This is a genomic window from Stenotrophomonas sp. TWI169, from assembly GCF_039674705.1.
GTDB classification, from domain to species: Bacteria; Pseudomonadota; Gammaproteobacteria; order Xanthomonadales; family Xanthomonadaceae; genus Stenotrophomonas; species Stenotrophomonas maltophilia_P.
Window position 1 is genome coordinate 196,774 of record NZ_JBDJOB010000001.1, and the last position, 24,247, is coordinate 221,020.

At 67.7% G+C, this 24,247-nt stretch carries 22 protein-coding genes; 17 read left to right on the forward strand and 5 right to left on the reverse strand.

Annotated elements, in window-relative coordinates; translation table 11 throughout:
• Window positions 1-11 precede the first annotated feature (11 nt).
• From ABE543_RS00785 to ABE543_RS00810, 6 genes are all read left to right on the forward strand, one after another.
• Window positions 12-1,634, forward strand: coding sequence for a ShlB/FhaC/HecB family hemolysin secretion/activation protein (locus tag ABE543_RS00785; protein WP_346475125.1), 1,623 nt, complete (start codon window positions 12-14; stop codon window positions 1,632-1,634).
• 38 nt (window positions 1,635-1,672) lie between these two features.
• On the forward strand, window positions 1,673-3,457 hold the full coding sequence (locus ABE543_RS00790) for a DUF2341 domain-containing protein (protein WP_346475126.1): 1,785 nt from the start codon (window positions 1,673-1,675) through the stop codon (window positions 3,455-3,457).
• Between the two features lie 10 nt (window positions 3,458-3,467).
• The gene (locus tag ABE543_RS00795) at window positions 3,468-3,881 is read left to right on the forward strand and encodes a biopolymer transporter ExbD (protein WP_053516303.1); all 414 of its coding nucleotides are present in this window, start codon (window positions 3,468-3,470) and stop codon (window positions 3,879-3,881) included.
• Window positions 3,882-3,920: 39 nt separating this feature from the next.
• On the forward strand, window positions 3,921-4,586 hold the full coding sequence (locus ABE543_RS00800; RefSeq protein WP_053516301.1) for a cell envelope integrity protein TolA: 666 nt from the start codon (window positions 3,921-3,923) through the stop codon (window positions 4,584-4,586).
• Between the two features lie 42 nt (window positions 4,587-4,628).
• The gene (locus ABE543_RS00805; protein WP_346475127.1) at window positions 4,629-6,374 is read left to right on the forward strand and encodes a putative porin; all 1,746 of its coding nucleotides are present in this window, start codon (window positions 4,629-4,631) and stop codon (window positions 6,372-6,374) included.
• Window positions 6,375-6,472: 98 nt separating this feature from the next.
• Window positions 6,473-6,802 (forward strand): hypothetical protein, encoded by a 330-nt coding sequence (locus ABE543_RS00810; RefSeq protein ID WP_065176173.1) that lies wholly within the window; start codon window positions 6,473-6,475, stop codon window positions 6,800-6,802.
• Here the strand turns inward: ABE543_RS00810 and ABE543_RS00815 are convergent.
• Window positions 6,799-7,212 (reverse strand): OsmC family protein, encoded by a 414-nt coding sequence (locus ABE543_RS00815; RefSeq protein WP_197600046.1) that lies wholly within the window; start codon window positions 7,210-7,212, stop codon window positions 6,799-6,801. The two genes, ABE543_RS00810 and ABE543_RS00815, sit on opposite strands and share 4 nt — an antisense overlap.
• 222 nt (window positions 7,213-7,434) lie before the next feature.
• On the opposite strand from ABE543_RS00815, the gene ABE543_RS00820 reads away from it, so the two are divergent.
• The 7 genes from ABE543_RS00820 to ABE543_RS00850 all read left to right on the forward strand — a co-directional run bounded on the left by ABE543_RS00820 (window position 7,435) and on the right by ABE543_RS00850 (window position 16,801).
• Complete coding sequence (locus ABE543_RS00820; RefSeq protein WP_053516292.1) at window positions 7,435-7,935, forward strand: sigma-70 family RNA polymerase sigma factor; 501 nt, start codon at window positions 7,435-7,437, stop codon at window positions 7,933-7,935.
• An 82-nt stretch (window positions 7,936-8,017) separates the two neighbouring features.
• Window positions 8,018-8,974 (forward strand): FecR domain-containing protein, encoded by a 957-nt coding sequence (locus ABE543_RS00825; RefSeq protein WP_346475128.1) that lies wholly within the window; start codon window positions 8,018-8,020, stop codon window positions 8,972-8,974.
• Window positions 8,975-9,146: 172 nt separating this feature from the next.
• On the forward strand, window positions 9,147-12,281 hold the full coding sequence (locus tag ABE543_RS00830) for a TonB-dependent receptor (RefSeq protein ID WP_346475129.1): 3,135 nt from the start codon (window positions 9,147-9,149) through the stop codon (window positions 12,279-12,281).
• Window positions 12,282-12,335: 54 nt separating this feature from the next.
• Complete coding sequence (locus ABE543_RS00835) at window positions 12,336-13,100, forward strand: Slam-dependent surface lipoprotein (protein WP_065182339.1); 765 nt, start codon at window positions 12,336-12,338, stop codon at window positions 13,098-13,100.
• A gap of 91 nt (window positions 13,101-13,191) precedes the next feature.
• Window positions 13,192-14,646 (forward strand): surface lipoprotein assembly modifier, encoded by a 1,455-nt coding sequence (locus tag ABE543_RS00840; RefSeq protein WP_164152784.1) that lies wholly within the window; start codon window positions 13,192-13,194, stop codon window positions 14,644-14,646.
• A 145-nt stretch (window positions 14,647-14,791) separates the two neighbouring features.
• On the forward strand, window positions 14,792-15,196 hold the full coding sequence (locus tag ABE543_RS00845) for a response regulator (protein ID WP_065176179.1): 405 nt from the start codon (window positions 14,792-14,794) through the stop codon (window positions 15,194-15,196).
• A 9-nt stretch (window positions 15,197-15,205) separates the two neighbouring features.
• A complete protein-coding gene (locus ABE543_RS00850) occupies window positions 15,206-16,801 on the forward strand; it encodes a PAS domain-containing protein (protein ID WP_346475130.1) in 1,596 nt (531 codons plus the stop codon).
• Window positions 16,802-16,830: 29 nt separating this feature from the next.
• On the opposite strand, the gene ABE543_RS00855 is transcribed toward ABE543_RS00850, so the two are convergent.
• On the reverse strand, window positions 16,831-17,055 hold the full coding sequence (locus ABE543_RS00855; RefSeq protein WP_053516280.1) for a hypothetical protein: 225 nt from the start codon (window positions 17,053-17,055) through the stop codon (window positions 16,831-16,833).
• A gap of 166 nt (window positions 17,056-17,221) precedes the next feature.
• On the opposite strand from ABE543_RS00855, the gene ABE543_RS00860 reads away from it, so the two are divergent.
• From ABE543_RS00860 to ABE543_RS00870, 3 genes are all read left to right on the forward strand, one after another.
• On the forward strand, window positions 17,222-17,638 hold the full coding sequence (locus ABE543_RS00860; protein WP_346475131.1) for a host attachment family protein: 417 nt from the start codon (window positions 17,222-17,224) through the stop codon (window positions 17,636-17,638).
• A 5-nt stretch (window positions 17,639-17,643) separates the two neighbouring features.
• The gene (locus ABE543_RS00865) at window positions 17,644-17,967 is read left to right on the forward strand and encodes a thioredoxin family protein (protein ID WP_346475132.1); all 324 of its coding nucleotides are present in this window, start codon (window positions 17,644-17,646) and stop codon (window positions 17,965-17,967) included.
• Window positions 17,968-18,058: 91 nt separating this feature from the next.
• The gene (locus ABE543_RS00870) at window positions 18,059-20,413 is read left to right on the forward strand and encodes a GH92 family glycosyl hydrolase (RefSeq protein WP_197571604.1); all 2,355 of its coding nucleotides are present in this window, start codon (window positions 18,059-18,061) and stop codon (window positions 20,411-20,413) included.
• Window positions 20,414-20,447: 34 nt separating this feature from the next.
• Here the strand turns inward: ABE543_RS00870 and ABE543_RS00875 are convergent, their stop codons facing one another.
• On the reverse strand, window positions 20,448-21,191 hold the full coding sequence (locus ABE543_RS00875) for an SDR family oxidoreductase (protein WP_065182361.1): 744 nt from the start codon (window positions 21,189-21,191) through the stop codon (window positions 20,448-20,450).
• A 107-nt stretch (window positions 21,192-21,298) separates the two neighbouring features.
• Here ABE543_RS00875 and ABE543_RS00880 point away from each other — a divergent pair, with 107 nt between their 5' ends.
• The gene (locus ABE543_RS00880) at window positions 21,299-22,192 is read left to right on the forward strand and encodes a LysR family transcriptional regulator (RefSeq protein ID WP_065176182.1); all 894 of its coding nucleotides are present in this window, start codon (window positions 21,299-21,301) and stop codon (window positions 22,190-22,192) included.
• Here the strand turns inward: ABE543_RS00880 and ABE543_RS00885 are convergent.
• A complete protein-coding gene (locus ABE543_RS00885; RefSeq protein ID WP_197600038.1) occupies window positions 22,152-23,546 on the reverse strand; it encodes a heavy metal sensor histidine kinase in 1,395 nt (464 codons plus the stop codon). The genes ABE543_RS00880 and ABE543_RS00885 overlap by 41 nt on opposite strands.
• Window positions 23,543-24,241, reverse strand: coding sequence for a heavy metal response regulator transcription factor (locus ABE543_RS00890; protein ID WP_053516367.1), 699 nt, complete (start codon window positions 24,239-24,241; stop codon window positions 23,543-23,545). Before ABE543_RS00890 ends, ABE543_RS00885 begins: the two co-directional genes overlap by 4 nt.
• Window positions 24,242-24,247 lie beyond the last annotated feature (6 nt).

The window sequence follows — 24,247 nt, forward strand, 5'->3', positions numbered from 1 at the left end:
CGATGCCTTCAATGACGCCTGTTCCGTGCCGAGCTGTCCGACTCCCGCTGCGCCTGCGTCCGCGGGCACTCGCGCTGGCCGTGGCGTCCCTGCCATTGCCGCTGCTCGCGCAGGATGCCACGCCGGCGGCCAGGGTGAACATCAACGAGTACATCGTGCGCGGCAACACCGTACTTGATCCGCGTCTGATCGAGCGCGCCGTTGAGCCCTATCTCGGCCCGGGCAGGACGTTGGCCGACGTCGAGCAGGCGCGCGATGCAGTCAGCGCGCTGTACCAGCAGGCGGGATACCAGTCGGTGTACGTGGAACTGCCCGAGCAGCAGGTCAGTGCCGGCGTGGTGCTGCTGAAGGTGCAGCAGACGCCGATCGGCGAACTGCGCGTGGTCGGTGCGGCGCCTGCTGCGGCGGCGCGGATCCGCGCACGGGTACCGGCGCTGGCCGAGGGCCAGGTGCCGGATTTCGACCGGGCGCAGAAGGAACTGACCGCGCTCAACGAAGGCGGTCGCCGCCAGGTGATGCCGCTGGTCCGTGAGGGAAAGACGCCCGGCACGATGGACGTGGACCTGCAGGTGGAAGAAAAGTCGCCCTGGCGAGCGAGCGCCGCACTCAACAATGACCGCAGTGCCGACACCGAGAAACTGCGCCTGAGTGCCTCGCTGGCGCATGACAACCTGTGGGGACGCGGGCACAGCGCCAGTCTCGGCGTGTTCCTCGCTCCGCAAGATACCGATCAGGCCAAGGTGTTCTCGGCGTCGTACACGCTGCCGTTTGAAGGCAGCCCCTGGAGCCTGGAGGCATCGGGCTATACCTCCGACAGCCGCGTGCTCAATGCCGGCGGCCAGGGGGGCGCGGGAACCGGCACCAACGTGATCGGCAATGGTCATTCGATCGGCCTCAAGCTCAATTACCGCCTGCCCGGCAGCACTGCATGGTGGCGGCAGCTCAGCCTCGGCGTCGACTTCAAGGACACCGAGGAGGACACCTGGATGGGCAGCGACAACCTGAAGACTCCCCTGAAGTACGCACCGCTCACGCTGGCATTCGTGGGTGTGCGCCAGGGCGAACAGGACCAGCTGAGCATCAGCACGCAGCTGTTGGCCGGAACCCGCCGCCTGTTCGGCTATGGCAGCAATGGGTACGACTTCAGCCAGAAGCGGGCGTGGGCCGATCCCAGCTTCGTGGCACTCAAGGCCGATGTGTCGAATACGCATACCTTCGGCAGCGATTGGCAATGGTATGCACGCGGGGCCCTGCAGGTGACCGATGCGCCACTGGTCTCGGCCGAGCAGTTCGCCGCCGGTGGCATGTACACCGTGCGCGGCTACCTGTCGGCCGAGGCGATCGGCGACTACGGCGGTGTGGCGAACCTGGAATGGCGCACCCCGGCATGGCCGCTGTGGAGCGGCAGCCAGCTTCGCGTGTACAGCTTTGCCGACGCGGCCTACCTGCGCCTGCGGCGGCCGCTGCCCGAACAGCGCGACCAGTACAACCTGGCCTCGGTCGGGCTCGGCGCGCAGCTGCGCCTGGGAGATCACCTGCAGTTGCGCCTGGACTATGCGTGGCCCTATGCCGATGGGCCGGTGACCCGCAAGGACGACCCGCGGCTGCATTTCAACATCAGCACCAGTTACTGACCCTTCCCTTGAACATGCGTTCTCCGGAGACCCCTCGCATGGACCGTTTGCTTTCCCGGATGTTGCTGCTGCTGGCCGCGCTGATCGCGCTGCCCGCCGCTGCGGCCGATGCCAGCTGGTGGCAGGCCGAATGGAAATACCGCAAGCCGATCACGATCGACGCAGGCCCGCAGGGTGCCGGTCTGGCAGGCGATCCCGGTCGAACCCCGCTGCTGCTGCGCCTGCATACGGGCAACTTCGGTTTCGACGGCACCCAGGATGCCGGCAGCGATCTGCGTTTCGTGTCGGCGGACGGGCGCACCGTGCTGGCGCACCAGATCGAACAGTTCGACCCGGCGCTGGGGCTGGCCCTGGTGTGGGTGGATGTGCCGGCCGTCAGCGCCGCCGCACCGCAGACGATCTGGATGTACTACGGCAACGACAAGGCGCCGGCCAGTGGGAATGGACAGCAGGTATTCGATCCGGACTACACGCTGGTCTACCACTTCGCCGACGCCAATGCCCCGGCACGTGACACCACGGCCTACGGCAACAATGCGGGCGCAGTGGTGCCGGCCGCCGAAGGTTCGGTGATCGGTCGCGGCGTGCAGTTCGCCGGCACTGCGCTGCCGCTGCCAGCCAGTGCTTCGCTGGCGCAGGAGGCCGGCGCGCCATTGACCGTGTCCGCGTGGATCAAGCCGGGTGCACAGAATGCGGCGCAGGCCATCTATGCCCGTCGCGATGGCAGCGCGGAACTGCTGCTGGGCATCGACAACCGGGTGCCGTTCGTGCAGCTCAATGGCCAGCGCAGCACGCCTGCGCAGCCGATTCCGGAGGGACAATGGGCGCATCTGGCGCTGACGGCGGAGAAGGGGTCGCTGCAGCTGTATCTCAATGGCCACGTGGTGGCGCAGCTCAGCGGCGAACTTCCGGCCATGTCCACCGCAGCGGTGGTGGGTGCTGACGCGCCGGGTGCCGAGCAGCCGCTGGCCAGCTTCGACGGTGCGCTGGATGAACTGCGGATTTCTCGCGTTGCGCGTCCGGCGGCACTGCTGCTGGCCGATGCCATCGCGCAGGGCGCTGACTCACGCCTGATCAGCTATGGCGCCGATGAGCAGTCCACGGGCCAGAGTCACTTCGGCTTCATCCTGAAGGCGATGCCGTTCGACGCCTGGGTGGTGGTGGCCATCCTCGGCCTGATGATGCTGATGTCGTGGGCGATCATGATCGCCAAGAGCCGTCACTTCGGCCGCACCGGCAAGGCCAATGCGGTGTTCACTGATGCTTTCGGCAAGCTGGCCGGCGTGCCGCTGCGCACGCTCTCGGACATGGACCGGCAGGGCCAGGCACCGGCGGCCATGCGCGACGGTTCGCTGTGGCGCATCTACCAGGTGGCCATCGATGAGATGCAGCAACGCCACCAGCGCGACGGCAACGGCGGCTATCTGAGCGCGGCGACCATCGCGGCGATCCGCGCATCGATGGATGCGGTGATGGTGCGCGAGCAGGAGGCGATGTCGCGTCGCATGAACTGGCTGTCCACCACCATCGAAGGCGCGCCCTATGTGGGCCTGTTCGGTACGGTGATCGGCATCATGCTGGTGTTCGTGGTCGCGGCGATGGCCGGTGCGGTGGACATCAACTCGGTCGCGCCGGGCATGGCGGCGGCCTTGCTGTGTACGGCCGCCGGCCTCGGCGTCGCGATCCCGGCACTGTTCGGCTACAACTGGCTGGGCGCACGCGCCGAGGCCATCGGTGCCGACATGGCCGTGTTCATCGACGAATTCGCCGCCCGCCTGGCTGAAGAGCAGGACGGGCGCGGCCCGGCCACGGTGCAGGGCTGAGGAGCGCGTCATGGCCCAGAAGGCGAAGTTCGGCATCAAGAAGCGCGAGAAGGGCATCAACGTGACGCCCTTCGTCGATGTGCTGCTGGTGGTGCTGGTGATCTTCATCCTCACCAGCAACGCCTCCATTCCCGGCATCGAGGTCAACCTGCCGAAGGCCAGCAACAGTGTGGCGCTGGAGAAGCCCAAGACCAAGGCGATCACCATCGATCCCAGCGGCCAGGTGTTCCTTGACGCCTACCCGGTGACGATGGCCGAGCTGGAGGACCGCCTGAGGACAGAGCGCGCGACCTCGCCGGACTTCCCGGTAATCGTGCGTGGCGACGCCCAGGTGCAGTACGCGCGCGTGGTCGAGGTGCTGGATCTGCTGCGGCGGCTGGAACTGGCCCAGGTTGGCCTGGTCACCGGCAAGGCACAGGGCTGAGGCATGACCGGCCCTCATTCCCCACGGCCGGAGCCCGGCATGCGTGACCGCCCGCTGCTGGTGACCGTCGCACTGGTGCTGGCGGTGCTGCTGGTAGTGGGCGCCGTGCTGTGGTGGCTGCTGTTCAAGGACACGGCCAGCACCCGCCGCCCCGTGGTGCAGCCGCCGATGCTGGCGTTGCCACCCCCGCCGCCACCCCCACCGCCGCCGCCTGAGAAGCCCCCCGAACCGGAGACCCCGCCGGAGGAGACCCTGCCCGAGCCGGAGCCGCTGGATCAGCCGACCCCGGCCGAGGAGCCGACGCCGACGCCGGACAACGCCGACCCGGTGACCATGAACGCCGACGCGCAGGCGGGCGGTGACAACTTCGGCATCCAGGCGGGCAGTGGCGGCGGCGCGTCCGGTACCGGTCGCGGTGGTGCCGGCAATGCCACCTATGGCCGCTATCTGGGTTACCTGATGCAGCAGGCGATTGCGCGCGATGCGAGGGTCAAGCGCCTGGCCTTCCAGTTGCAGGTGAACGTGTGGCTGGCGCCGGATGGGCGCCTGGAGAAAGTCGAGCTGGTGCGCGGCAGCGGCAATGAAGAGGCCGACGCCGCCGTGCTCGACGCACTGCGCCAGATCGGCCGGGTGGACCAGCCGCCGCCACCTTCACTGGACTTCCCCGCGCGCGTGCTTGTGCAGGGCCGCAGGCCCGGGGCTTGAACCGTGATTTCCCTGTTTTCCCTTCTTCCGATGAGAACCGTGATGAACAACCACGTCCGCGCTCGAACCGACTCCCGCCCGTCGCGGCCGGCCCGACGGGCGCTGCTGTGCTGCGCTGTGCTGCTCAGCCTGGCGGCGCCGGCCGGTGCAATGGCTGCTGAGACCACCATGATCAAGCTGATCAAAGGCCTGATGGCCACTGGCGCGCTCAAGCCCGAGGACGGCCAGGCGCTGCTGGTGCAGGCCGAAGCCGAGGCAGCAGCAGCCCAGCGCGGTGCTGCCGGTGCTGCATCGGCCAGCAGTGGAGGCATCGCGCTTGAGGCGGGCGATGTGCGTGTGCCCTATGTGCCGCAGAGTGTCCGTGATGGCATCCGCGACGAAGTGCGCCAGGACGTAATGGCGCAGGCGAAGGCGGAGGGCTGGGCGGCGCCGAATGAGGTCGCCGAATGGACACAGCGCATCAAGGTGACCGGGGACGTGCGTGTGCGCAGCGAGTCGCGCTTCTATGGCGATGACAACAGCGGCATCGTCAGCAACTGGGCCGCGGTCAATGCGGGCAGTGGATTCGACACCAACACCAATACCAACCTGCAGCTGCCGCCCTTGCTCAACACCCGACAGGACCGCCGTAACCTGTGGCGCATCCGCGCCCGCCTGGGGGTCGAGGCCATGATCGGCGATCACACCACCGCTGGCATCCGCCTGGCCAGCGGCAGCAGCAATGGCCCGGTGTCCACCACCGAGCAGCTGGGGGGCGGCCTGAGCAAGAAGGACGTGTGGCTCGACCAGGCATGGCTGGCCTACAGTCCGGCTGACTGGGTGACCGTGCGTGGTGGCCGTTTCGGCAATCCGTTCTGGAGCAGCGACACCCTGTTCTCCAACGATCTGAACTTCGATGGACTGGCCGCCAACCTGAAGTACGGGTTCGGCGACGGCGATCTGGACCTGTTCGGCACCCTTGCCGTGGCGCCGCTGGAGTACACCTCGGACAGCCTGCAGAGCCGCAGCGGAGAGAAGTCGCCGAACGAGAACAAATGGCTGTCCGGCGCGCAGGCTGGCGTGAACTGGCGCTTCAACGACGACAACGCACTGCGGGCCGCACTGGGCTACTACGACTTCAAGAACATCAGCGGTCGGCTGTCCTCGCCCTGTGCCCTGTACTCCGGCGCCGTCGGCTGCGACACCGACTGGTCGCGCCCGGCGTTCATGCAGAAGGGCAACACCCTGATGCTGATCCGCGACATCGCGCTCAATCCGATGGATCCGGCCGGCACGCCGACGCCGCAGTATGTCGGCCTGGCGTCCGCCTTCCGCCTGGCCACCCTGAACCTGCGTTGGGATACCCGGCTGGCGCAGGACATCGGACTGCGCCTGGAAGGCGACTTCATCCGCAACCTGGCGTACGACACGCAGGCGATGTTCCGCCGCGCCAACAACGGCATCGTCAACAATTTCGGTGCGGGTGAAGCTCCCGGCATCGATACGTTCCGCAGCGGCGACACCGCGTGGATGCTGCAGGCAACGTTCGGCGCCACCGACCTGAAGGAGAAGGGGCAGTGGCAGGCACTGCTGGGCTACAAGCGGATCGAGGCCGATGCGCTGCCGGATGCCTACAACGATCCGAACTTCCATCTGGGTGGCACCAACGCGCGCGGCTATTACGTGGGTGGTGCCTATGCGTTGGACGCGCGCAGCTGGATCAGCGGCAAGTGGATGGCTGCCAAGGCGGTGTCGGGCCCGCCGCTGGCGATCGATGTGTTCCAGCTGGAGTTCAACACCGGCTTCTGAGCCGCCAGCGATGACGGGCCGGCACGAAACGTGGCGGGGGTGCAGCGATGCGCCCGTCTAGGGAAAGGAGACCACGCGTGGCAACAAGGAGGAGTGTGATGAGCCGTCGCAAGCTGTTCGAAAATCCCGGGACGTCCAGCCAGATGCTGGGCATCGGTCCGGCCTATGTCTCGGTGGAGGGCCTGCGCCAGCACCTGGCCGAGTTCCTGCTGTACGCCGGCCGCCCGGTGGTGATCATGCGCGGGCGCAGCGAGGTGGGCTATTTCCTGCCGTCCCGCTGCTGGCGCCAGCGTGACGACGATCCGCTGGCGGCCGCCGCGGCCAACCAGATGCTGGATGCCGCGGGTTTCCAGGCCGAGGACATCCAGCAGGTGGAGCGGGAGTTCAACGCGATGCGCCAGCGCACCGTGCTGCACCCGCGCCGTTAGCGCTTTCCGGAAGCGGCGTTCTGGCCGCGTTCGCTGGTGATGCGCGCCCCTTCGCGCATCACCAGGGTGACCGGGGTCTTCTCGACCACCTCCAGCAGTCGCTGCCACTGGGCATCGTCCAGCGCGGCGCTGGCATGCAGTATGCGGTGCACATGGAAACGACCATCAGGATCGCGCTCCGAACGCAGTTCGGCGTGGAACTCGCCCAGCTCCCAGCCCTTGCGCTGGGCGTACATGCGCAGGGTGATGGCGGTGCAGGCGGCCAGTGAGGCCAGGTACAGATCGAACGGGGCGAATCCCTTGCCCTGGCCGCCCAGCGAGGCCGGCTCGTCGGCGTTGACATCGAAGGTGCCGTTGCTGATGTGGTGCAGGTAGTTGTCAGCCATCGAGACAATGCGTGCGTAGGCCATGGGCTTCTCCTGTGCGGGGGATGTGGGGCCGGATCAGGCGCGGTGCCGCGCGGCCATCACCGGTGATGATCGGGTGGCAGGGCTATCGTGACAATGGGACTGACGATCCCGGGAGTGGCGGGTGCCGTGGTGCGGGCTGGGCGTGATGGGGTGCCGCGCCCTACAATCACGTCCCGGACCGTCGCCATCACGCCCATCATTCCCCGGTCCGGCCTGGCACCTATGTCTCCCAATGCCCTGGCGCTGGTCGAGCTGTTGATCCGCGAGCGCCGTGCGTTGTCACGCTTCATCGCGCGCTACCTGGACCCGGCCAGCACCGAGGACACCCTGCAGAACCTGTACCTGAAGGCCAGCAGCGTGCCCGGCGATCCGCCGATCCTTGAACCGCGCGGTTACCTGTACCGCATGGCGTACCATCACGCCCTCAACCGCAGCCAGGCCGACGCACGCGAACGGCGGGCGATGGCCGAGTACGCGTGCGAGGTCGGCGATGCCGTTGGTGGTGAGCAACAGGCGCTGGACCAGGCGCAGCTGCGCGAGATCACCCGGACCATCCTTGCGCTGCCGCCGCAGGTGCGGGAGTGTTTCGTGCTCAACCGCTACCTGGGCCTGAGCGAGCGTGAGATCGCCGCCCGTCTGGGCATTTCCAAGAGCCTGGTCGGCAAGCATGTGCTGCGCGCGGCAATGCTGATCCAGCAGCACCAGCAGGGCGCACGCCGATGACCCGCAATTACCGTGGGCAGAGGCCGCCCGCCCTTGTCACAACAGTCACGCGCACCGGTTCGTGGTGCGACAGGCTACGACCATGACCACGTCCGAACCCTCGCCGCGACAGGCCAGGCATGCGTTGCGCTGGGTGATCCGGTGCAGTGCAGGCCCGTTGCCGGACCGGCAGCAGCGGGCCCTGCAGCGATGGCTGCAGGCCGATCCGCGCCATGCCTTGGCCTGGCGCCGTCAGCAGGCATTCTGGGACGGCCTGGACGCGGCTGGGCCGGAGGTGCTGGCCGCACTGCCGGCACTGACCTCCGATCGCCAGGGCCTGCGCCCGATCGCCCCGCGCAGGCGCCTGTCCTGGTGGTGGGCCAGCGTGGCCGCGGTGGTGCTGGCGGTCCCAGCCCTCCCCGGGGTCGCATTGTGGGCGCGCAGCGATCTGCGTAGCGGCGATGCACCCCGTGTGGTGCAACTGGAGGATGGCAGCACGATCGTGCTGGATGCCCGCACCGCGCTGGCCGTCGCATTCGATGGGGATCAGCGGCAACTGCGGCTGCTGCGCGGCCAGGCGTGGTTCCGGGTCGCGCATGAAGCGCGGCCGTTCCGGGTCGAGGCCGGCGGTGGTCTGGTGCGCGACATCGGTACCGCGTTCAGCGTTTCGTTGCAGGACGCGGTGGTGACCGCCCAGGTCAGCGAAGGGGTAGTGGACGTACATCCCGGTGATGGCAGCCTGCAACGGCTGCATGCAGGGCAGGCACGCGCGTTCCGTGACGGACGCTGGCTGCAGCCGGTGAGCAGCCTCGCCAGCGACGCGGTGGCACCCTGGCGGCGCGGTGAGGTTGCCATCGACGATCTGAGCGCGGCACAGGCCATCGAACGGTTGGCGCGCTATCGGGCCGCACCGGTCTGGGTGCTGGGGACAAAAGCGGAGCAGATCCGCGTCAGTGGCCTGTTCCATCTGCGCCAGCCGGATCCGGCCATCACCGCAGTGGCGGCCCAGGCGGGCCTGCGCGTGCAGCGGCTGCCGGGTGGCGCGCTGGTGGTCTGGTGATGCCGGCAGGGTTTAGATCGCGATGAAAAAAGCCTGAAAAAAGCGTGGGCAGCCAGCAGCGTGCGCTGTCTATAGAGGTACAGCCAGAGCGAAACACCGTTTTTCCTCAAGCCAGACACACCACCGGCAGCAGCTGTGCCCGTGGTTTCCCCACGCTTGAGGAGTTCCGTCCATGCCGTCCACGGCGTCTGCCTGTCACCGTCGCGCCACCACACTGGCCCTGGCCATCTGCACCGCACTGCTGCCGCTGGCCCGGGTGCCGGCCGCGCAGGCGCAACCCAGCACAGCGGCGGCGCTGCGCCAGTACGCCATCCCGGAGCAGTCGCTGGCAGACGCGGTACGCGCGTTCGGGCGCCAGGCCGATGCGCAGGTGGTGTTCCGCAGCGACCTGGTCGAAGGGCGTCGTTCCAGCGCAGTGCAGGGCCAGTACAGCCAGATGCAGGCGCTGCAGCGGCTGCTGCAGGGCAGTGGGGTGCGTGCCCAGCGAGGCCTGGATGGCACCTGGAGCCTGCGCGCCGCGGCGGACGCAGCGCAGGCATCGGCCGAGGGGGAAGGGGTGCGGGTGACCGATACGCTGGACGTCGCCGGTCGCCTGCAGCCGGAAGGCGGCGAAGCGCGCGATCGCCGTGGCTATGACGACGTGTTCGCGCTGGACCTGACCACGGTGTATTCGGGGCGGGACCGGGTGGAGCGCTTCCGCGGCGCCAACCCGGCCGACGTGGTCAAGGATCTGGTCGGCGTTTTCAGCGGCGATGCGCGCAACAGCGGCGCGCTGGACATCAACATCCGCGGCATCCAGGGGCCGGGGCGGGTGCCGGTGAGCATTGACGGCGGTGAACAGGCCCTCACGGTCTGGCGGGGCTACAACGGCGTCAGCAACCGCAACTACATCGATCCCAACCTGATCGGTGGCATCCAGGTCATCAAGGGGCCCGGCCTGGTGCGTGACGTGCACAGCGGCATCGGCGGCGCGCTGGTCATCAGGACCATCGACATCGATGACGTCGTGGCGGCGGGCGAACGCTTCGGCGGGGAGCTGAAGATAGAAGGCAGCAGCAACGCGGTGGCGCCACGCCTGCCACGCCTCCACAGCGGCGAGGACTACCGGACGGTGCCGGGTTTCCCGCAGGGGTCGCCGAACTCGCCCTATGACGACCGTACCCTGGTGGTGCCGGTGCAGTCGCGCAGCGGCAACAATCCATTCGATGGCGAGGACCAGGCGTGGCGACTGGCGCTGGGCCTGCGCGGCGAGACGGTGGACGTGATGGCGGCCTATGCCTGGCGCCGGCGTGGCAACTATTTCTCCGGCAGCCAGGGCAGCGACTACTACGACCAGGACCCACGCGAGCAGTACGAGTACCAGGGCATCGACTACATCACCACGCTGGCCCGCTACTTCAAGCCGGGTGATGAAGTGCCCAATACGTCGAGTGAACAGGAGTCGTGGCTGCTCAAGGCGACGTGGCAGATCAATGACGACCAGCAGCTGAAGGCGAGCTGGCGGCACACGCTCTCGCACTACGGCGAGATCATGCCTTCGCGCATCCTGTCGGCGCCGGACTACGGCCGCATCCAGTGGCCGTTGAGCCGCGTCGACTCGGATGCCTGGAACCTGGAGTATCGCTGGCAGCCGGCCGGCAGCCGCTGGCTGGATCTGTATGCCAATCTGTGGCGCACCGAGACCGACAGCGATACCTATACCGCGGGCGGCTTCCCCAACTTCGCGCCGGGCAATCCGCAATGGGACCCTGAAGCCAGCCCGATCCTGCGCAACACCGCTCTGGCCAACGCGCGCAACGATCGCACCGGCCTGACGGTCAGCAACCGCTTCGCGTTGCACTCCAGCCTCGACCTGACCGTAGGGGGCAACTGGCAGTACGAGAGCCTGGGTTCGCGCGATCCCTACTTCGGCACCACTGATGGCTGGCGCATGTTTCCGCGTGCCGGCCGCCGCCAGGAGGGCGAGGGCTACCTCAACCTGGAATGGCGTCCGCTCGATGTCCTCACCCTCAACGCCGGCGTCCGCTACAGCCGCTACTGGGCCTTCGACGACTTCCTCGACGCGCACCCGGAGCTTCTGACCAAGGGGGTGGGCAGCAAGCAGGCCACCTATCGGGTCAACGAGCTGCCCGAGCGACCGGCCAGCCTGCAGGCAGAGATCGATGCGCTGGAAGCAGAACGCGAGTTCTGGGAGAGCATCGGCATGGGCTCGGTGATCGATGATTCGATCCGGGGACTGCTGGCCTATTACGAAACACCGCAGGCAGTGGAGCACAACATCGCGTGGCTGCCCGACGCCAACGGCAACTATGCCCGTGCCACCAACCCGTGCCTCAACGGCGAGGTGGCTGCGATCCCGGGCGTGCTGCCGTTGTTCGCCGGCAGCGACCTGGTCTGCAGCATCGGCAACACCGTGCAGGCGCGGCCGGTGGATGGCAGCAACCGGCGCCAGCGCGATTACGCGTGGCTGCCCACTTTCTCGGCGACGGCGCATCTGTCGCCGGCCGCGCGCATCTACCTGCGCTACAGCGAAGCAGTGCGTTTCCCGAGCATGTTCGAAAGCACCATCGCCTTCTCCAGCAGCCTCAACCCGCTGTATGACCTCAAGCCGGAGCATGCCTACAACTACGAGCTGGGTTACGTGCACGACCTGTCGGCGCTGTTCGGAAACACCGCCGACGCCGACGTCAAGCTGGCCTATTACGTGCAAAAGACCCGCAACGTGATCGAGCGCGATGCCTACTTCCTGTTCGACAACATCGACAAGCAGACCATCCGCGGCATCGAACTGCAGGCACGCTTCGACAACCGCCGTTTCTTCACCGATCTGGGCATCGCCCGAACGCTGGAGAACGAGGTCTGCGACGAGAGCAGTGCCGTGCTGCTGGATGCCAACCGTGGCCTGGTCCCGAACTGCGTGCAGGACGGGTTCGTCAGCGGCTACCTGCTGACCCAGGCGATTCCGAAGCTGTCGGTCAACGCGTCACTGGGCACCCGCCTGTTCGACGAACGACTGGAGCTGGGCAGCCGCATCATCCACTACCGGCGCCACGAAAACCCGGACCTGCAGGCCTACCGCGACCGGTTGCTGGCCGGTGGCAGCAGCCTGCTCTGGCAGAACGTGCCCTTCACCTGGGGAAACATCACCACGGTGGATGCGTATGCGCGCTGGCGCTTCAACGAGCACGCCAGCGTGGAGCTGGTCGGCAGCAATCTCGGCAACCGCTACTACGTCGACCCGGCCACGCGGTCCACGCTGCCGGCGCCGGGCCGCACCCTCAAGCTGGGCATCACCGCACGCTTCTGAGCACCTGCATTCAAGCGTTGTACCCGTAGTTCCCTCAATCCAAGGAGCAACACCATGAAAATGATCTCCCGTTCCGTCCTGGCGGTCGCCGCCTCCTTCGCCCTGGCCGGCGCGGCGCAGGCAGCCGACATCGTCGGTGCGGCCAGCCCGGTGACCGATGCCGAGCTGTATGTCGCCGTCGGTGATTCCCAGGTCAACGGTGGCCCGCACTCGGCCGGCAAGGCCGGTATCGGCGTCGGCACCGTGTCCAACGCCCGTCGCGTCGATTTCCAGGGCCTGGCCAGCTATTCGGTGCCGACCACCATCAATGGCACCACCGTACGCACGCTGGCCATGCCGATCACCGGTGCGCCGGGCAGCCACTCGGGCATGGGCCACTTCAACTTCGTCAAGGTCGGCAGTGGCGATGTCTGGTTCGGTGAATGGTCCAAGGACGGCGCCGCAGGTGGCTTCAACAACCGCCAGGTGTACTTCGTCGGCGACCGTGCCGGCACCACCCTGCCGGCCGGCGTGGCCACCTACAGCGTGGCTGGCCTGAACAAGTTCAACGGCAGCAACCTGCTCAGCGGCACCTTCCGCGCCAACTTCGGCACCGGCACTCTGCTGGGCGGCCTCAGCGGCGGTGGCCTGTCGGTCAACATCAACGCCACCATCAACAGCGCCACCGCCTCGTTCGCAGGCGCGGCCACCGCCAACGGTTCGGTCAGTGGCACCACCCAGGGCCAGTTCTTCGGTGCCAATGCCGCCACCCTGGCCGGTATCGCCACCTTCGCCGGCAACAGCCAGTACGACACCGCCTTCGGCGGCAGCAAGAACTGATCGCCACGCCCCTGACGGGGCAGGGCAGGGACAAGCCGCGATCCGCCAGTCCCTGCTTCGGCCCGCTGCATCGCTTCACACCGGATCGACCATGCGCCTCCCTCTTTTCTGCCTCCTTCTGCTGGCGCTGACCGCCACGGCGCACGCCCAGCAGGACGACCTGCGCCGCGTGCTGGAGCAGGGCAACGACGTGCGCCATCAACGCCAAGACCAGCAGCGGCTGCAACAGGCCGAACCGGATCGGCCGACCGTCACCCTCGATGGCCGGACCCTGCGCGTGGAGCGCACGGTCGACGACCTGGGCCAGGCGCTGTACCTGTCGTTGCAGCACCAGCAATGGCCCGCCGCGCAGGCCTTCCTGCACGAGTACATTGAACTTCCCGGCCATGACCCGCTGCTGCGCCACTACGCGCAGGGCGCGCTGGCGCGGGTTGCGGGCGAGCATCATCGCGCGGCCCTTGAGTACGAGGCCCTGCTGGCCCGGCAGCCGGATTTCCTGCCTGCGCGGCTTGAACTGGCGCGGGTCTACGCCGAGGACCAGCGTGACCGGGAGGCGACGTCGCTGTTCACCGCGATCGCCGCCGACATCGATGACCGCGACCCTGCCACCGCCGGCGTGCGCGGCCGGGTGCAGGGGTATCTGCAGGCGCTACAGGCGCGGCGGCGCTGGAAGGGCGCACTGTCCGCCGGACCTGCATGGAGCGACAACATCAACCGCAGTTCGGCCAGCCGCACCTGCCTGTTCGGCGTGGGCGAGGACTGCATCATCGAGCGCAGGTTGCCCGATGCCCAGCGCGCACCGGGGGTGGACTACGACGGCAGCCTGGAACGCCGCTGGGCACTGGCCGGCCACCACGGCCTGTATGTGCGCGGGTTGGCCTTCGGCCAGGCATGGAAAGACAACCGCGCCTACAACGAACTCAACGCCACTGTGCAGGTGGGCTACAGCTGGCGCAGTGCGCGGCACACCCTGCTGCTGGCCCCCGGCTACGACTATCAGGCACTGGGCAACCGTACCCTGCAGGGCGCCGCAGGCGCGCATGCGGAATGGCAATACGCACTGGACCCGCGCAGCCTGCTGAAGCTGGAGGCAGACTGGAAGCGCCAGCGCTATCGGCAACCGGGGCTGGCCGACAACTACGATGGCGCGATGGGAGCACTGTACGCCACCTGGTTCCGTGCGCTCACTGCGCGCTGGACCGTCTTCGCCGGCATCGATCTGGCCGACAGCGGGGCGGCCGACGCGGCCAATGCCTATCGCCAGCGCGGCCTGCGCGTCGGCGCGGCGCGGCAGTGGAGCGGCACGACTGCCACGCTGTTCCTTTCGCTGCGCGAGCGCAGCTACGATGCCTGGAGTCCGCTGCTGGAAGCGCGCCGGCACGACGACGAGCAGAACCTCATCGCGCTGGTACGCAGCGAACGGCTGGCGGTGGCAGGCCTGGTGCCCAGCCTGAGCCTGCGCTACACCCGCATCGACAGCAATGTGGACTGGCTGTACAGCCATGACCGCAGCCTGCTGAGCCTGAAATGGGAGCGTGCGTTCTGACCGCGGGCCGGGCACACAGCGTGTTTGGCCGAGGTGAATGCGATCTCGCTGTTGTCTTCATCCGTCATCACGCGTTCTTGTAGGGCAACTCGCGCATCCTGCGGGCATTGCGGCCGGATGGGCCGCGCGTGTCAGGGAGTACAGCGTGCTGGAGTCGGGCGATGAACGGGAGGGGCTGCAGGGGCTACGGGTGCTGGTGGCCGAAGATGAATTCGCCATTGCGATGTTCCTGGCCGACTATCTGCAGCTGAAGGGCGCGCACGTCGTGGGCCCGGCCGGTGACCTGCGCGAGTTGGCGCGTCTGGTCGATGATCACCCGATCGACGTCGCCCTGCTGGACATCAACCTGGGTGGTGAGCAGGTGTACCCGCTGGCCGACCGCCTGTCCGAGGCGGGGACGCCGTTCCTGCTGACCTCCGGTTACGACGACAACCTGCCGAGCCGCTTCGCCAGCGCGCCGCGCTGCCCCAAGCCCTACCATATCGACGCGTTGGCCCGGCAGCTGGCCGGACTGGTCGCCGCACCGCGGGCTGCTGCGGGCAAGGTCTGACTGCGCGGCATGGGCCGGCGATTGGATACCGCTGCTCCCTCGTCCGTGCGCGGCGCAGCACCTCCGGCGCATCGTCTGGGTAGACTGCATGATGGCATGGATGCGCGCATCGCGCGCCATGACTGGTCAGGGACGCCGCTTGGCCCGACTGGGCGGTGGCCGGCGCATCTGCGCGCCACCGTGGACATGATGCTGGCTCATGGGTTTCCGATGATCATCCTGTGGGGCCAGGAGCTCATCCAGCTCTACAACGACGGCTATGCCGAGATCCTTGCCGACAAGCATCCCGCTGGCCTGGGGCAGCCCACCCGCGACTGCTGGCCCGAGGTCTGGCACATCAACGGGCCGATCTACGACCGGGTCTGGCAGGGTGAGACCGTCACGTTCGAGGACAAGTTGTACCCGCTGGCCCGGCAGGGCCGGCTGGAGGACGTCTGGTTCACCATCACCTACAGTCCGCTCCGCGGCGAGGAAGGGCAGGTGGGCGGTGTGCTGGTCACCATGTTCGAGACCACGGCAGCGCACGTGGCACAGGCCGCGCGTGAGCGCGAGGAGCGGCGGCGGCAGGAGAGCGACCGGCGCTTGGCGCTGGCGTTCAAGGTACTGCCGGTCGGCTTGTGCATTGTCGATGCGCAGGGGCGGATGCAGCTGTCGAACGACCAGATGCGCGCCTATCTTCCCAGCAGCCAGGTGCCCTCGGCCGATCCGGTCAACCAGCACCGATGGCAGGGCTGGCATGCCGATGGCAGCCCGATCGCACCGGAGGATTTCGCCATCGCACGGGCCCTGCGCGGAGAAACCGTGGTGCCCGGACTGGAGTTCCAGTTCACCCACGATGATGGGTGTGTCCGCTGGACGCGGGTCGCGGCGGCGCCGCTGCGCGATGTCGACGGCGAGGTGACGGGCGTGTTCGCCATCGCGGTGGACATCGATGATCTCAAGCGTGCCACCGAGCGGCAGGCGGTATTGCTGGCCGAGCTGCAGCACCGCGTGCGCAACATCATGGCCACGATCCACGCCATCGCATGGCGCACACGCGAGTCGGTCGACAGCGTGGACGAGTACGCTGACCGCCTGTGCGCACGCCTCATGTCGCTTTCTCGCACGCAGACCCTGCTCACCCGCAGCGCCAATGCCGGGGTGAGCCTGCGTGGCATGCTGGACCAGGAGATCGCGGTGCAGGGACACGCGCCCGACGGATTCCTTCTGCAGGGCGAGGAGGACGTGCTGCTGCCGCCCAAGGCGGCCGAGGTGCTGTCGCTGGCGGTCCATGAACTGGCCAGCAACGCGCTCACGCACGGCGCATCGGTGCACAGCGATACGCGGATCGAGGTGTCCTGGTCGATGCAGGACATCGACGGTGAAGCCTGGCTGGACCTGCACTGGTGCGAGCGGCGCGCGGTGAACGACGACTGGATCGTCCCTTCGCATCGCGGGCTGGGTCGGGCGCTGGTCGAACAGCGCATTCCCTACGAGCTTGGCGGTAGCGGCGAACTTGCGTTCTCACCCCAGGGCGTGGATGCGTGGATCCGCTTGCCGCTGCGCGAGCGCGACAGCCTGCTGCAGACCGATGCCACCTCCAGCCTGTCGCCGCCGCGCGGGTAGCGCCTGCGTTCCTTCAATGGCTGGCCGGGTCAGTGCGTGGCGGCTGCGCCGATCAGGGTGCAGGCGAGCGCCATCGCGACCGGTACCGCCAGATGACGCGTCGCCAGCGCGGTGCCCGTGGTCATCAGCGAAGCCAGGGCAATGCCGAGCGCGAGCACCGGCTGGCCCTGCAGGAACTGGTGGATGCAGCCGGCGCATCCAGCGACGGCCAGGCCAACGGCGAAGCAGACATGGAGCAGGGAGGCAGCATGCATGGGGGGTTCCTCGCGGTGATGCCGTGGGTAGCGGCCGGCGCCGGGGCAAGTTGAGCCGCGATCTTCCATTCCAACGAATGGATCACATTGTGTGCGCGCCACGGTTACGGCGGGCGACCTAGGGTGGTGCTGCAGAAACATTCGAAACCCGTACGAGGAGGCAGCGATGGCACGAACGATTCCCGAGGAGACGCTGGTGGTGGTGGCCGATGGTGGTTCGGCCCGGGTGTTCACCAATGTCGGCAGCGCGCAGCAGCTCACGCTGAAGCAGGAGGGCGAACTGCGGCTGCAGGACATCAGCGAGACGGGCGTCTCCGGGCAGGGCCCGGCCGGTGCCGTTCCCAAGGACATGTCCATCGCCCAGCTCAACGAAGCCACCTTCGCCAAGCAGGTGGCCGAACAGCTCAACGAGGATGCGCTCAACAACCGCTATGCCCACCTGCTGCTGGTGGCCGACCCCACCACGCTCGGACGGATCCGTCCGCTGCTGCACAAGGAGACGCAGGCACGGTTGCTGGGCGACATCGCCAAGGACCTGACCAACGCGCCGCTGGCAGACATCCAGCGCAGCCTGGCGGGGTAACCTCGGTGCCCTTCATGCGCACGCACCTGTCCAGCGAGCCGTCACGCGCCGAAGTGGAGGCGCGCGACGGCTGGCAGCTGCTGGAATTCGGTGCGCCCTGGTGCGGCCATTGCCAGGGGGCACAGCCGGCGCTGCAGGAGGTCGTGGAAGCACATGATCTGGCGCACTGGAAGATCGAGGATGGGAAAGGGCGGGCGCTCGGGCGCTCGTTCCAGGTGAAGCTGTGGCCCACGGTGATCCTGCTGCACGACGGCCGGGAAGTGGCACGCGTGGTGCGTCCGCGCGTGCGTGCCGATCTCGCCGCGCTGGAGGGCGCGCTGCCCGACTGAGGGCACGCTGCACCGGGGACTGCGGCCGCACTGCAGCATGCGATGCACGGGCACTGGTGCTAGCATCGGTACACCATCTGAATCGATCCAAATGCCGATGCCCACGCTGGACCGTCGTCTCCTGATCGCCTTCGCCGCCACGGCCATGCTCGCCTCCGGCGCGGCCTGGGCAGCGCCTTCGAAGTCCGCCGCCGACAAGGCGTATGCCTCGGTGGACCCCTTCATCGGTACCGGTGGTGAAGGGCATACCTACCCCGGCGCGACGATACCCTTCGGCATGGTCCAGCTCAGCCCGGACACGCGCATCCAGCCGCGTGAGAAGGCTTACGGCTGGGCCGCCGGATACCGTTATGACGACAGCAGCATCGTCGGCTTTTCGCACACCCACTTCTCCGGCACCGGGCATTCTGATCTCGGCGACATCCTGGTGATGCCGTTCACCGGAAACCCGGGATTGGAACGCGGCGACCCCGAACGGCCCGGCAGTGGCTATGCGTCGCGCTTCCGCCATGACGGCGAAAAGGCCGAACCGGGCTACTACGCGGTGACCCTGGACGATTACAAGGTGCGCGCCGAACTGACCACCAGCGCCCGGGTCGGTGTGCATCGCTACGCCTTCCCCAAGGGCGTCGATGCCAAGGTACTGCTGGACATGCGGACCAGCATGTACGACTACCCGGGCAAGGTGCTGTGGTCGCGGGTGCGGGTGCGTACGGACGGCACCATCACCGGTTTCCGCGAGACCCGCGGCTGGGCGCCGGGGCGCCAGCTGTATTTCGCCATGCGCTTCTCGCAACCGTTGGCAGGCCATGCGCTGCACAACACCGAGCAGGACATCGTGTACAAGGGCTTCCCGCCGCCGGGTGAGAAAGATCCGGCACAGCGCGCACAGATCGAAGGCCGCCAGCTGGTCGGCACGTTCGATTTCGGCAGGCTGGATGCTCCGCTGGTGGTGAAGGTGGCGATCTCGCCCGTGAGCGAGGCCGGTGCGATCGCCAACCTGGATGCCGAGGTCGCCGACTTCGACTTCGACCGCGTGCGTGCGCAGGCCCGGCAGGAATGGACGCAGGCACTATCGGTGCTGGACATCGATGCGCCGGAGCATGCGCGGCGTAGCGCCTACACCGCCCTGTACCACACGATGCTGGGGCCGACGCTGTTCATGGATGTGGATGGCCAGTATCGCGGCCCCGACAACGCCGTGCATGTCGCCAAGGGGTATGCCCACTATTCCACGTTCTCGTTGTGGGACACCTACCGGGCGCTGCATCCGCTGCTGACTCTGGTGCAGCCGGAAAAACGCAACAGCGACTTCATCAACTCGATGCTGGCTCACCACGAACACAGCCCGTACGGCATGCTCCCGGTGTGGTCGTTCCACGGCCTGGAAGACTGGTGCATGATAGGTTACCACGCGGTGCCGGTCATCGCCGACGCCTATGTGAAGGGCATCCGCGGCTTCGACGCCGCAAAGGCGCTCGACGCGATGGTGGAGACCGCCAATTACGGTCCCTACGACGGCATCGCGCAGTACCGTGAGCTGGGGTATGTGCCCATCGATGAAGAGGGCGAAGCGGCCAGCAAGACCCTGGAATACGCGTTCGACGACTGGACCATCGCGCGCATGGCGCAGGCGATGGGCAGGAGCGAGATCGCGGCGACATTCGACAAGCGTGCGGCGAACTGGCGCAATGCCTTCGACAAGGACACCGGCTTCATGCGTGCGCGCAAGCGCGACGGCAGTTTCCGCACCCCGTTCGATCCCAGCGCCAGCGGCTACGGCACCGACTACACCGAGGGCAATGCCTGGCAGTACTCGTGGTACGTCCCGCAGGACGTGGCGGGCCTGGCCGCCGCGCATGGCGGCAGCGACCGGCTGCTGGCGAGGCTGGACGAGGTGTTCAACGCCACGGTCGATCCGGCGGTCTTCGAGCACATGGAAGACATCACCGGCCTGATCGGCTGGTATGCGCATGGCAACGAGCCCAGCCATCACGTTGCGTACCTCTACGCCTACGCTGGTCAGCCCTGGCGCACGCAGGCGCGCCTGAAGCAGATCATGGACACCCAGTACGCCGACCGTCCCGATGGCCTGGCCGGCAACGATGACGTGGGCCAGATGTCGGCGTGGTACGTGTTCACCGCGCTGGGCTTCTATCCGGTGGCGCCGGGCTCGGGGGAGTACATCCTGGGCCGCCCGTTCCTGCCAAGGACCGCCATGCGCCTGCCCAACGGCAGGACCTTCACCATCGTGGCCGAGGGGCTGGATGACAGGCACACCTATGTGGGCAGTGTGTCCCTGAACGGCAAACCGCTGCAGCGCACCTTCCTGCGCCACGACGAGATCATGGCCGGGGGCGAGCTGCGCTTCACCATGCAGGCCGAGCCGAACAGGGACTGGCCCGGGCAGGGCGCGCAGGCGCCGTACTCGATGTCAACGCCGTAACGGTAGCGCCGGGCCATGCCCGGCGGCTTTGCTGTCACACCATCCCGCCATTGGCTCGCAGCACCTGGCCATTGATCCAGCCGCCGTCGGTTCCAGCCAGGAAAGCCACCGCGCCGGCGATGTCGTCCGGCGTGCCCAGCCGCTCCAGCGGATTCATCTGCGCCAGGCGCTCGATCAGTTCCGGCGACTTGCCCTCCAGGAACAGGTCGGTCGCGGTCGGGCCGGGTGCCACGGCATTGACCGTGATGCCACGGCCACGCAGCTCCTTGCTGAGTATCGCCGTCAGGGTTTCCACGGCCGCCTTGCTTGCGGCGTAGACACCGTAGTTCTCCAGCTTGAGGCCGACCACGCTGGTGGACAGCGCGACGATGCGGCCGCCGTCGCGGACGCGTCGCGCGCTCTCGCGCAGCACGTTGAAGGCGCCCTTGAGATTGATGGCGGTGACCCGATCGAACAACGCGTCGTCGGTGGCTGACAGCGGCGCAAGCTGCAGCACTCCGGCGCTGTTGACCACCACATCGATGCCCTCGAATCGAGCCTCGACGGCATCGAACAAGCGGCTCACCGCCTGCGGATCGGCCACGTCGGCCTGCAGCGCAATGGCTTGGCCGCCGGCGGAGACCAGCTCGGCGGCCAGGGCATCAGCCTCTTCGCGGCGGCCGGCATAGTTGATCGCAACCGCATGGCCGTCGGCCGCCAGCCGACGCGAGATCGCGGCGCCGATGCCGCGGGAGCCGCCAGTGACCAGGGCGACGGTACGGGGAGAGGAGCTGGACATGAAGGCTTCCTTCGAAGACGCGCCCGCGTGGCGCCCCATCATCTTGCTGGTTCCTGCCGCCCGGATAATCATGGAGAATCCGACAACATCATCCGGATGTTCGAACAATGGATCGATTCACCGCCCTGCGCGCTTTTGTCCGTATCGTCGAACGTCGCAGCTTCACCCGCGCTGCAGAGGACCTGGGGCTGCCGAGGGCCACGGTGACCGACGCGATCAAGGCGCTGGAGCGGCGGCTGGGGGTGAGGCTGTTGCACAGGACCACGCGACGGGTGGTGCCGACCCTCGAGGGCGAAGCCTTCTATGGCCGCTGCCTGCGCCTGATCGCCGACATGGACGATGCCGAAGCCGCATTCCGTGATGTCCCGCCGCGCGGCACGCTGCGCATCGAAGTGCACGGAACGCTTGGTCGGCACCTGTTGTTTCCGCACCTGCCCGAGTTCCTGCAGCGCTATCCCGACATCGAGCTGGACGTGAGCGAGGGGGATCGCTACGTGGATCTGCTGCGCGAAGGCGTGGATGCCGCGCTTCGGGTCGGCACCCTGGCCGACAGCGATCTGGTCGCGCGGCGACTGGCACTGCTGCGCGAAGTCACCGTTGCCTCACCGTCCTACGTGGGTTCGCATGGGCTGCCGGACAGCATCGACGCGCTGCTGTCCGGTCATCGGATGGTCGGTTTCCGTTCCGGTGCCAGCGGACAGTTGATTCCTCTGGAGTTCCAGCAGGCCGGGCAGGTGCGCCATGTGCCTCTGCCGGCAACCGTGCGGGTATCCGGCGCAGATGCCTTCCTGGGGGCGGCACTGGCGGGGCTCGGCATCATCCAGGCGCCGCGCTACCGGCTGGATCCCTATATCGAACGTGGTCAGTTGCTGGAGTTGCTGGCGGAATCGCCGCCCACACCCAGCCCGTTGAGCCTGGTTCACCCGCGCAACCGCACGCCGTCGCCGCGGTTGCGGGTATTCATCGACTGGATTGCCGGCGTGTTTGCGCCGGACCGCTAGCGCCCGGCAGGGCCAGCTCGAACACGGTGCCCGATGCGTCGGAGACCACGCTCACCGATCCACCATGGGCCTGCACGATGGCGCGGGTGATCGCCAATCCCAGCCCGGCGCCCTCGTGCCGGCCGCGCTCGCCGCGGAAGAACCGGTCGAACAAGCGGGGCAGTGCCTGCATGGGAATCGGCGGACCGAGGTTGTGGACAGCAATCCGGCTCGTGGGCCCGGTGCCGTCCAGCCGCACCACGATCTCCGTACCCGGCGTGGCGTGCTGCAGGGCGTTGGAAAGCAGGTTGGCGACCGCCCGGTGCAGCATCAGGCGGTTGCCGTTGGCCTCTGCGCTGCCTTCCCGCCGCAGCGTGAGCTGGCGCTCCTCGGCCAGCAGATCGTAGAACTCCAGCAGCGCATCGACCATCGCATCCAGCGCCACCCCCTCGCGCGAGGGCAGGGCGCCGGGTGCTTCGGCCTGGGCCAGATAGAGCAGATCGCCCACGGTCTGTGCCAGCCGTTGCAGCTCTTCCGCGCAGGAGAGCAGCGTCTCGCGATAGGACTCGTTGCTGCGGGGGTGCGCGAGCACCACCTGCACCTGGGTCAGCATGTTGGTGATCGGCGTACGTAGTTCGTGGGCGAGGTCTCCGGAGAACCCGCTGAGGCGCTCGAAGTCCTGTTGCAGCCGCGCCAGCATCCCGTTCAGGCTCTGCGCCAGCTGTTCCAGTTCGACGGGCACGTGCTCGGCCGTGAGCCGGCGCTGCAGTCGTCCGGCGGTGATATGGCGGGCCTCGTCGGCCAGCGTGCGCAGTGGGCGCAGCGTCTGCCGCACGACGTAGCCCCCCAGCAGGCTGCTGGCCACCGCAGCAGCGACCAGAGCGACGGCCAGCAGGTGGCGGAAGCGCTGCAGGAAGTCGGCATGGCGCGCATCGTCGATCGCCAGCAGGGTGGCCAGGCTACTGCCATCGGCCAGCGTCTGCCGCAGATTGAGGGCGTGCAGGCGGCTTCCGTCGGCCAGCGTCCAGTCATGGCGGCGCGGTTCAGTGTCGGCGGGTTGGGTCCGCGCATGCGCGCGCAAGGCCTCCGGCGCGGTGGAGAAGAGCACGCCGCCCTGCTCATCGACGATGTGGAAGGCGATATCGGGATGGTGGCGCAGCGCATCGCCCAGGCGCTGGGCGCGCTCATCGGACGTGCCGCTGCCGGCGAGGTCGGCGATCAACGCGGCCTTGTTCTCCAGCTCGGCGAAATCCTGTGCGACCAGATCATGGCGCGCGCTCAGATAGATCGCCACGCCCAGTGCAGCCAGCACCAGCGTACCGACCGTGGCGAACAGCACGGTGAGGCGGACGGCAATGGAGCGTCGCAGGCTCATTGCGGTTGCGCTGCTTCGACCTCGGGTGCCTCCAGCACGTAGCCCATCCCGCGCACAGTGACCACCAGCTTTTCGGCGAAGCCATCGTCGATCTTGGCGCGCAGGCGGCGTATCGCCACATCGATGACATTGGTGTCGCTGTCGAAATTCATGTCCCACACCTGCGAGGCGATCAACGAGCGTGGCAGGACCTCGCCGCGCCGTCGTGCCAGCAGCTCCAGCAGCGCGTATTCCTTCGGGCTCAGTGTGATGCGCTGGCCACCGCGCTCCACGCGCCGGCGAAGCGTATCCACCACCAGATCGGCGACGACGATGCGGTCAGGCTGAGACTGGCCCTGACCGCGTCGCAGCAGGGTACGCACGCGTGCCAGCAGCTCGGCGAAGGCGAAAGGTTTGGCCAGGTAATCATCGGCACCCAGTTCCAGCCCCTGCACGCGGTCGGCAATGCTGCTGCGCGCCGACAGGAACAGCACCGGCACCTGCCACCCCGCATCGCGCAGGCGCGACAGGACGTTCCAGCCATCGAGACCGGGCAGCATCACATCGAGGATGACCAGCTGGTACTCGCCGCTTGCCGCCAAATGCAGGCCGTCCACGCCGTCGCAGGCGAGATCGACCACGTAGCCCGCTTCGATCAGGCCCTGTCGCAGGTAATTGCCGGTCTTGGGCTCGTCTTCGACGATCAGCAGCTTCATCGTGGG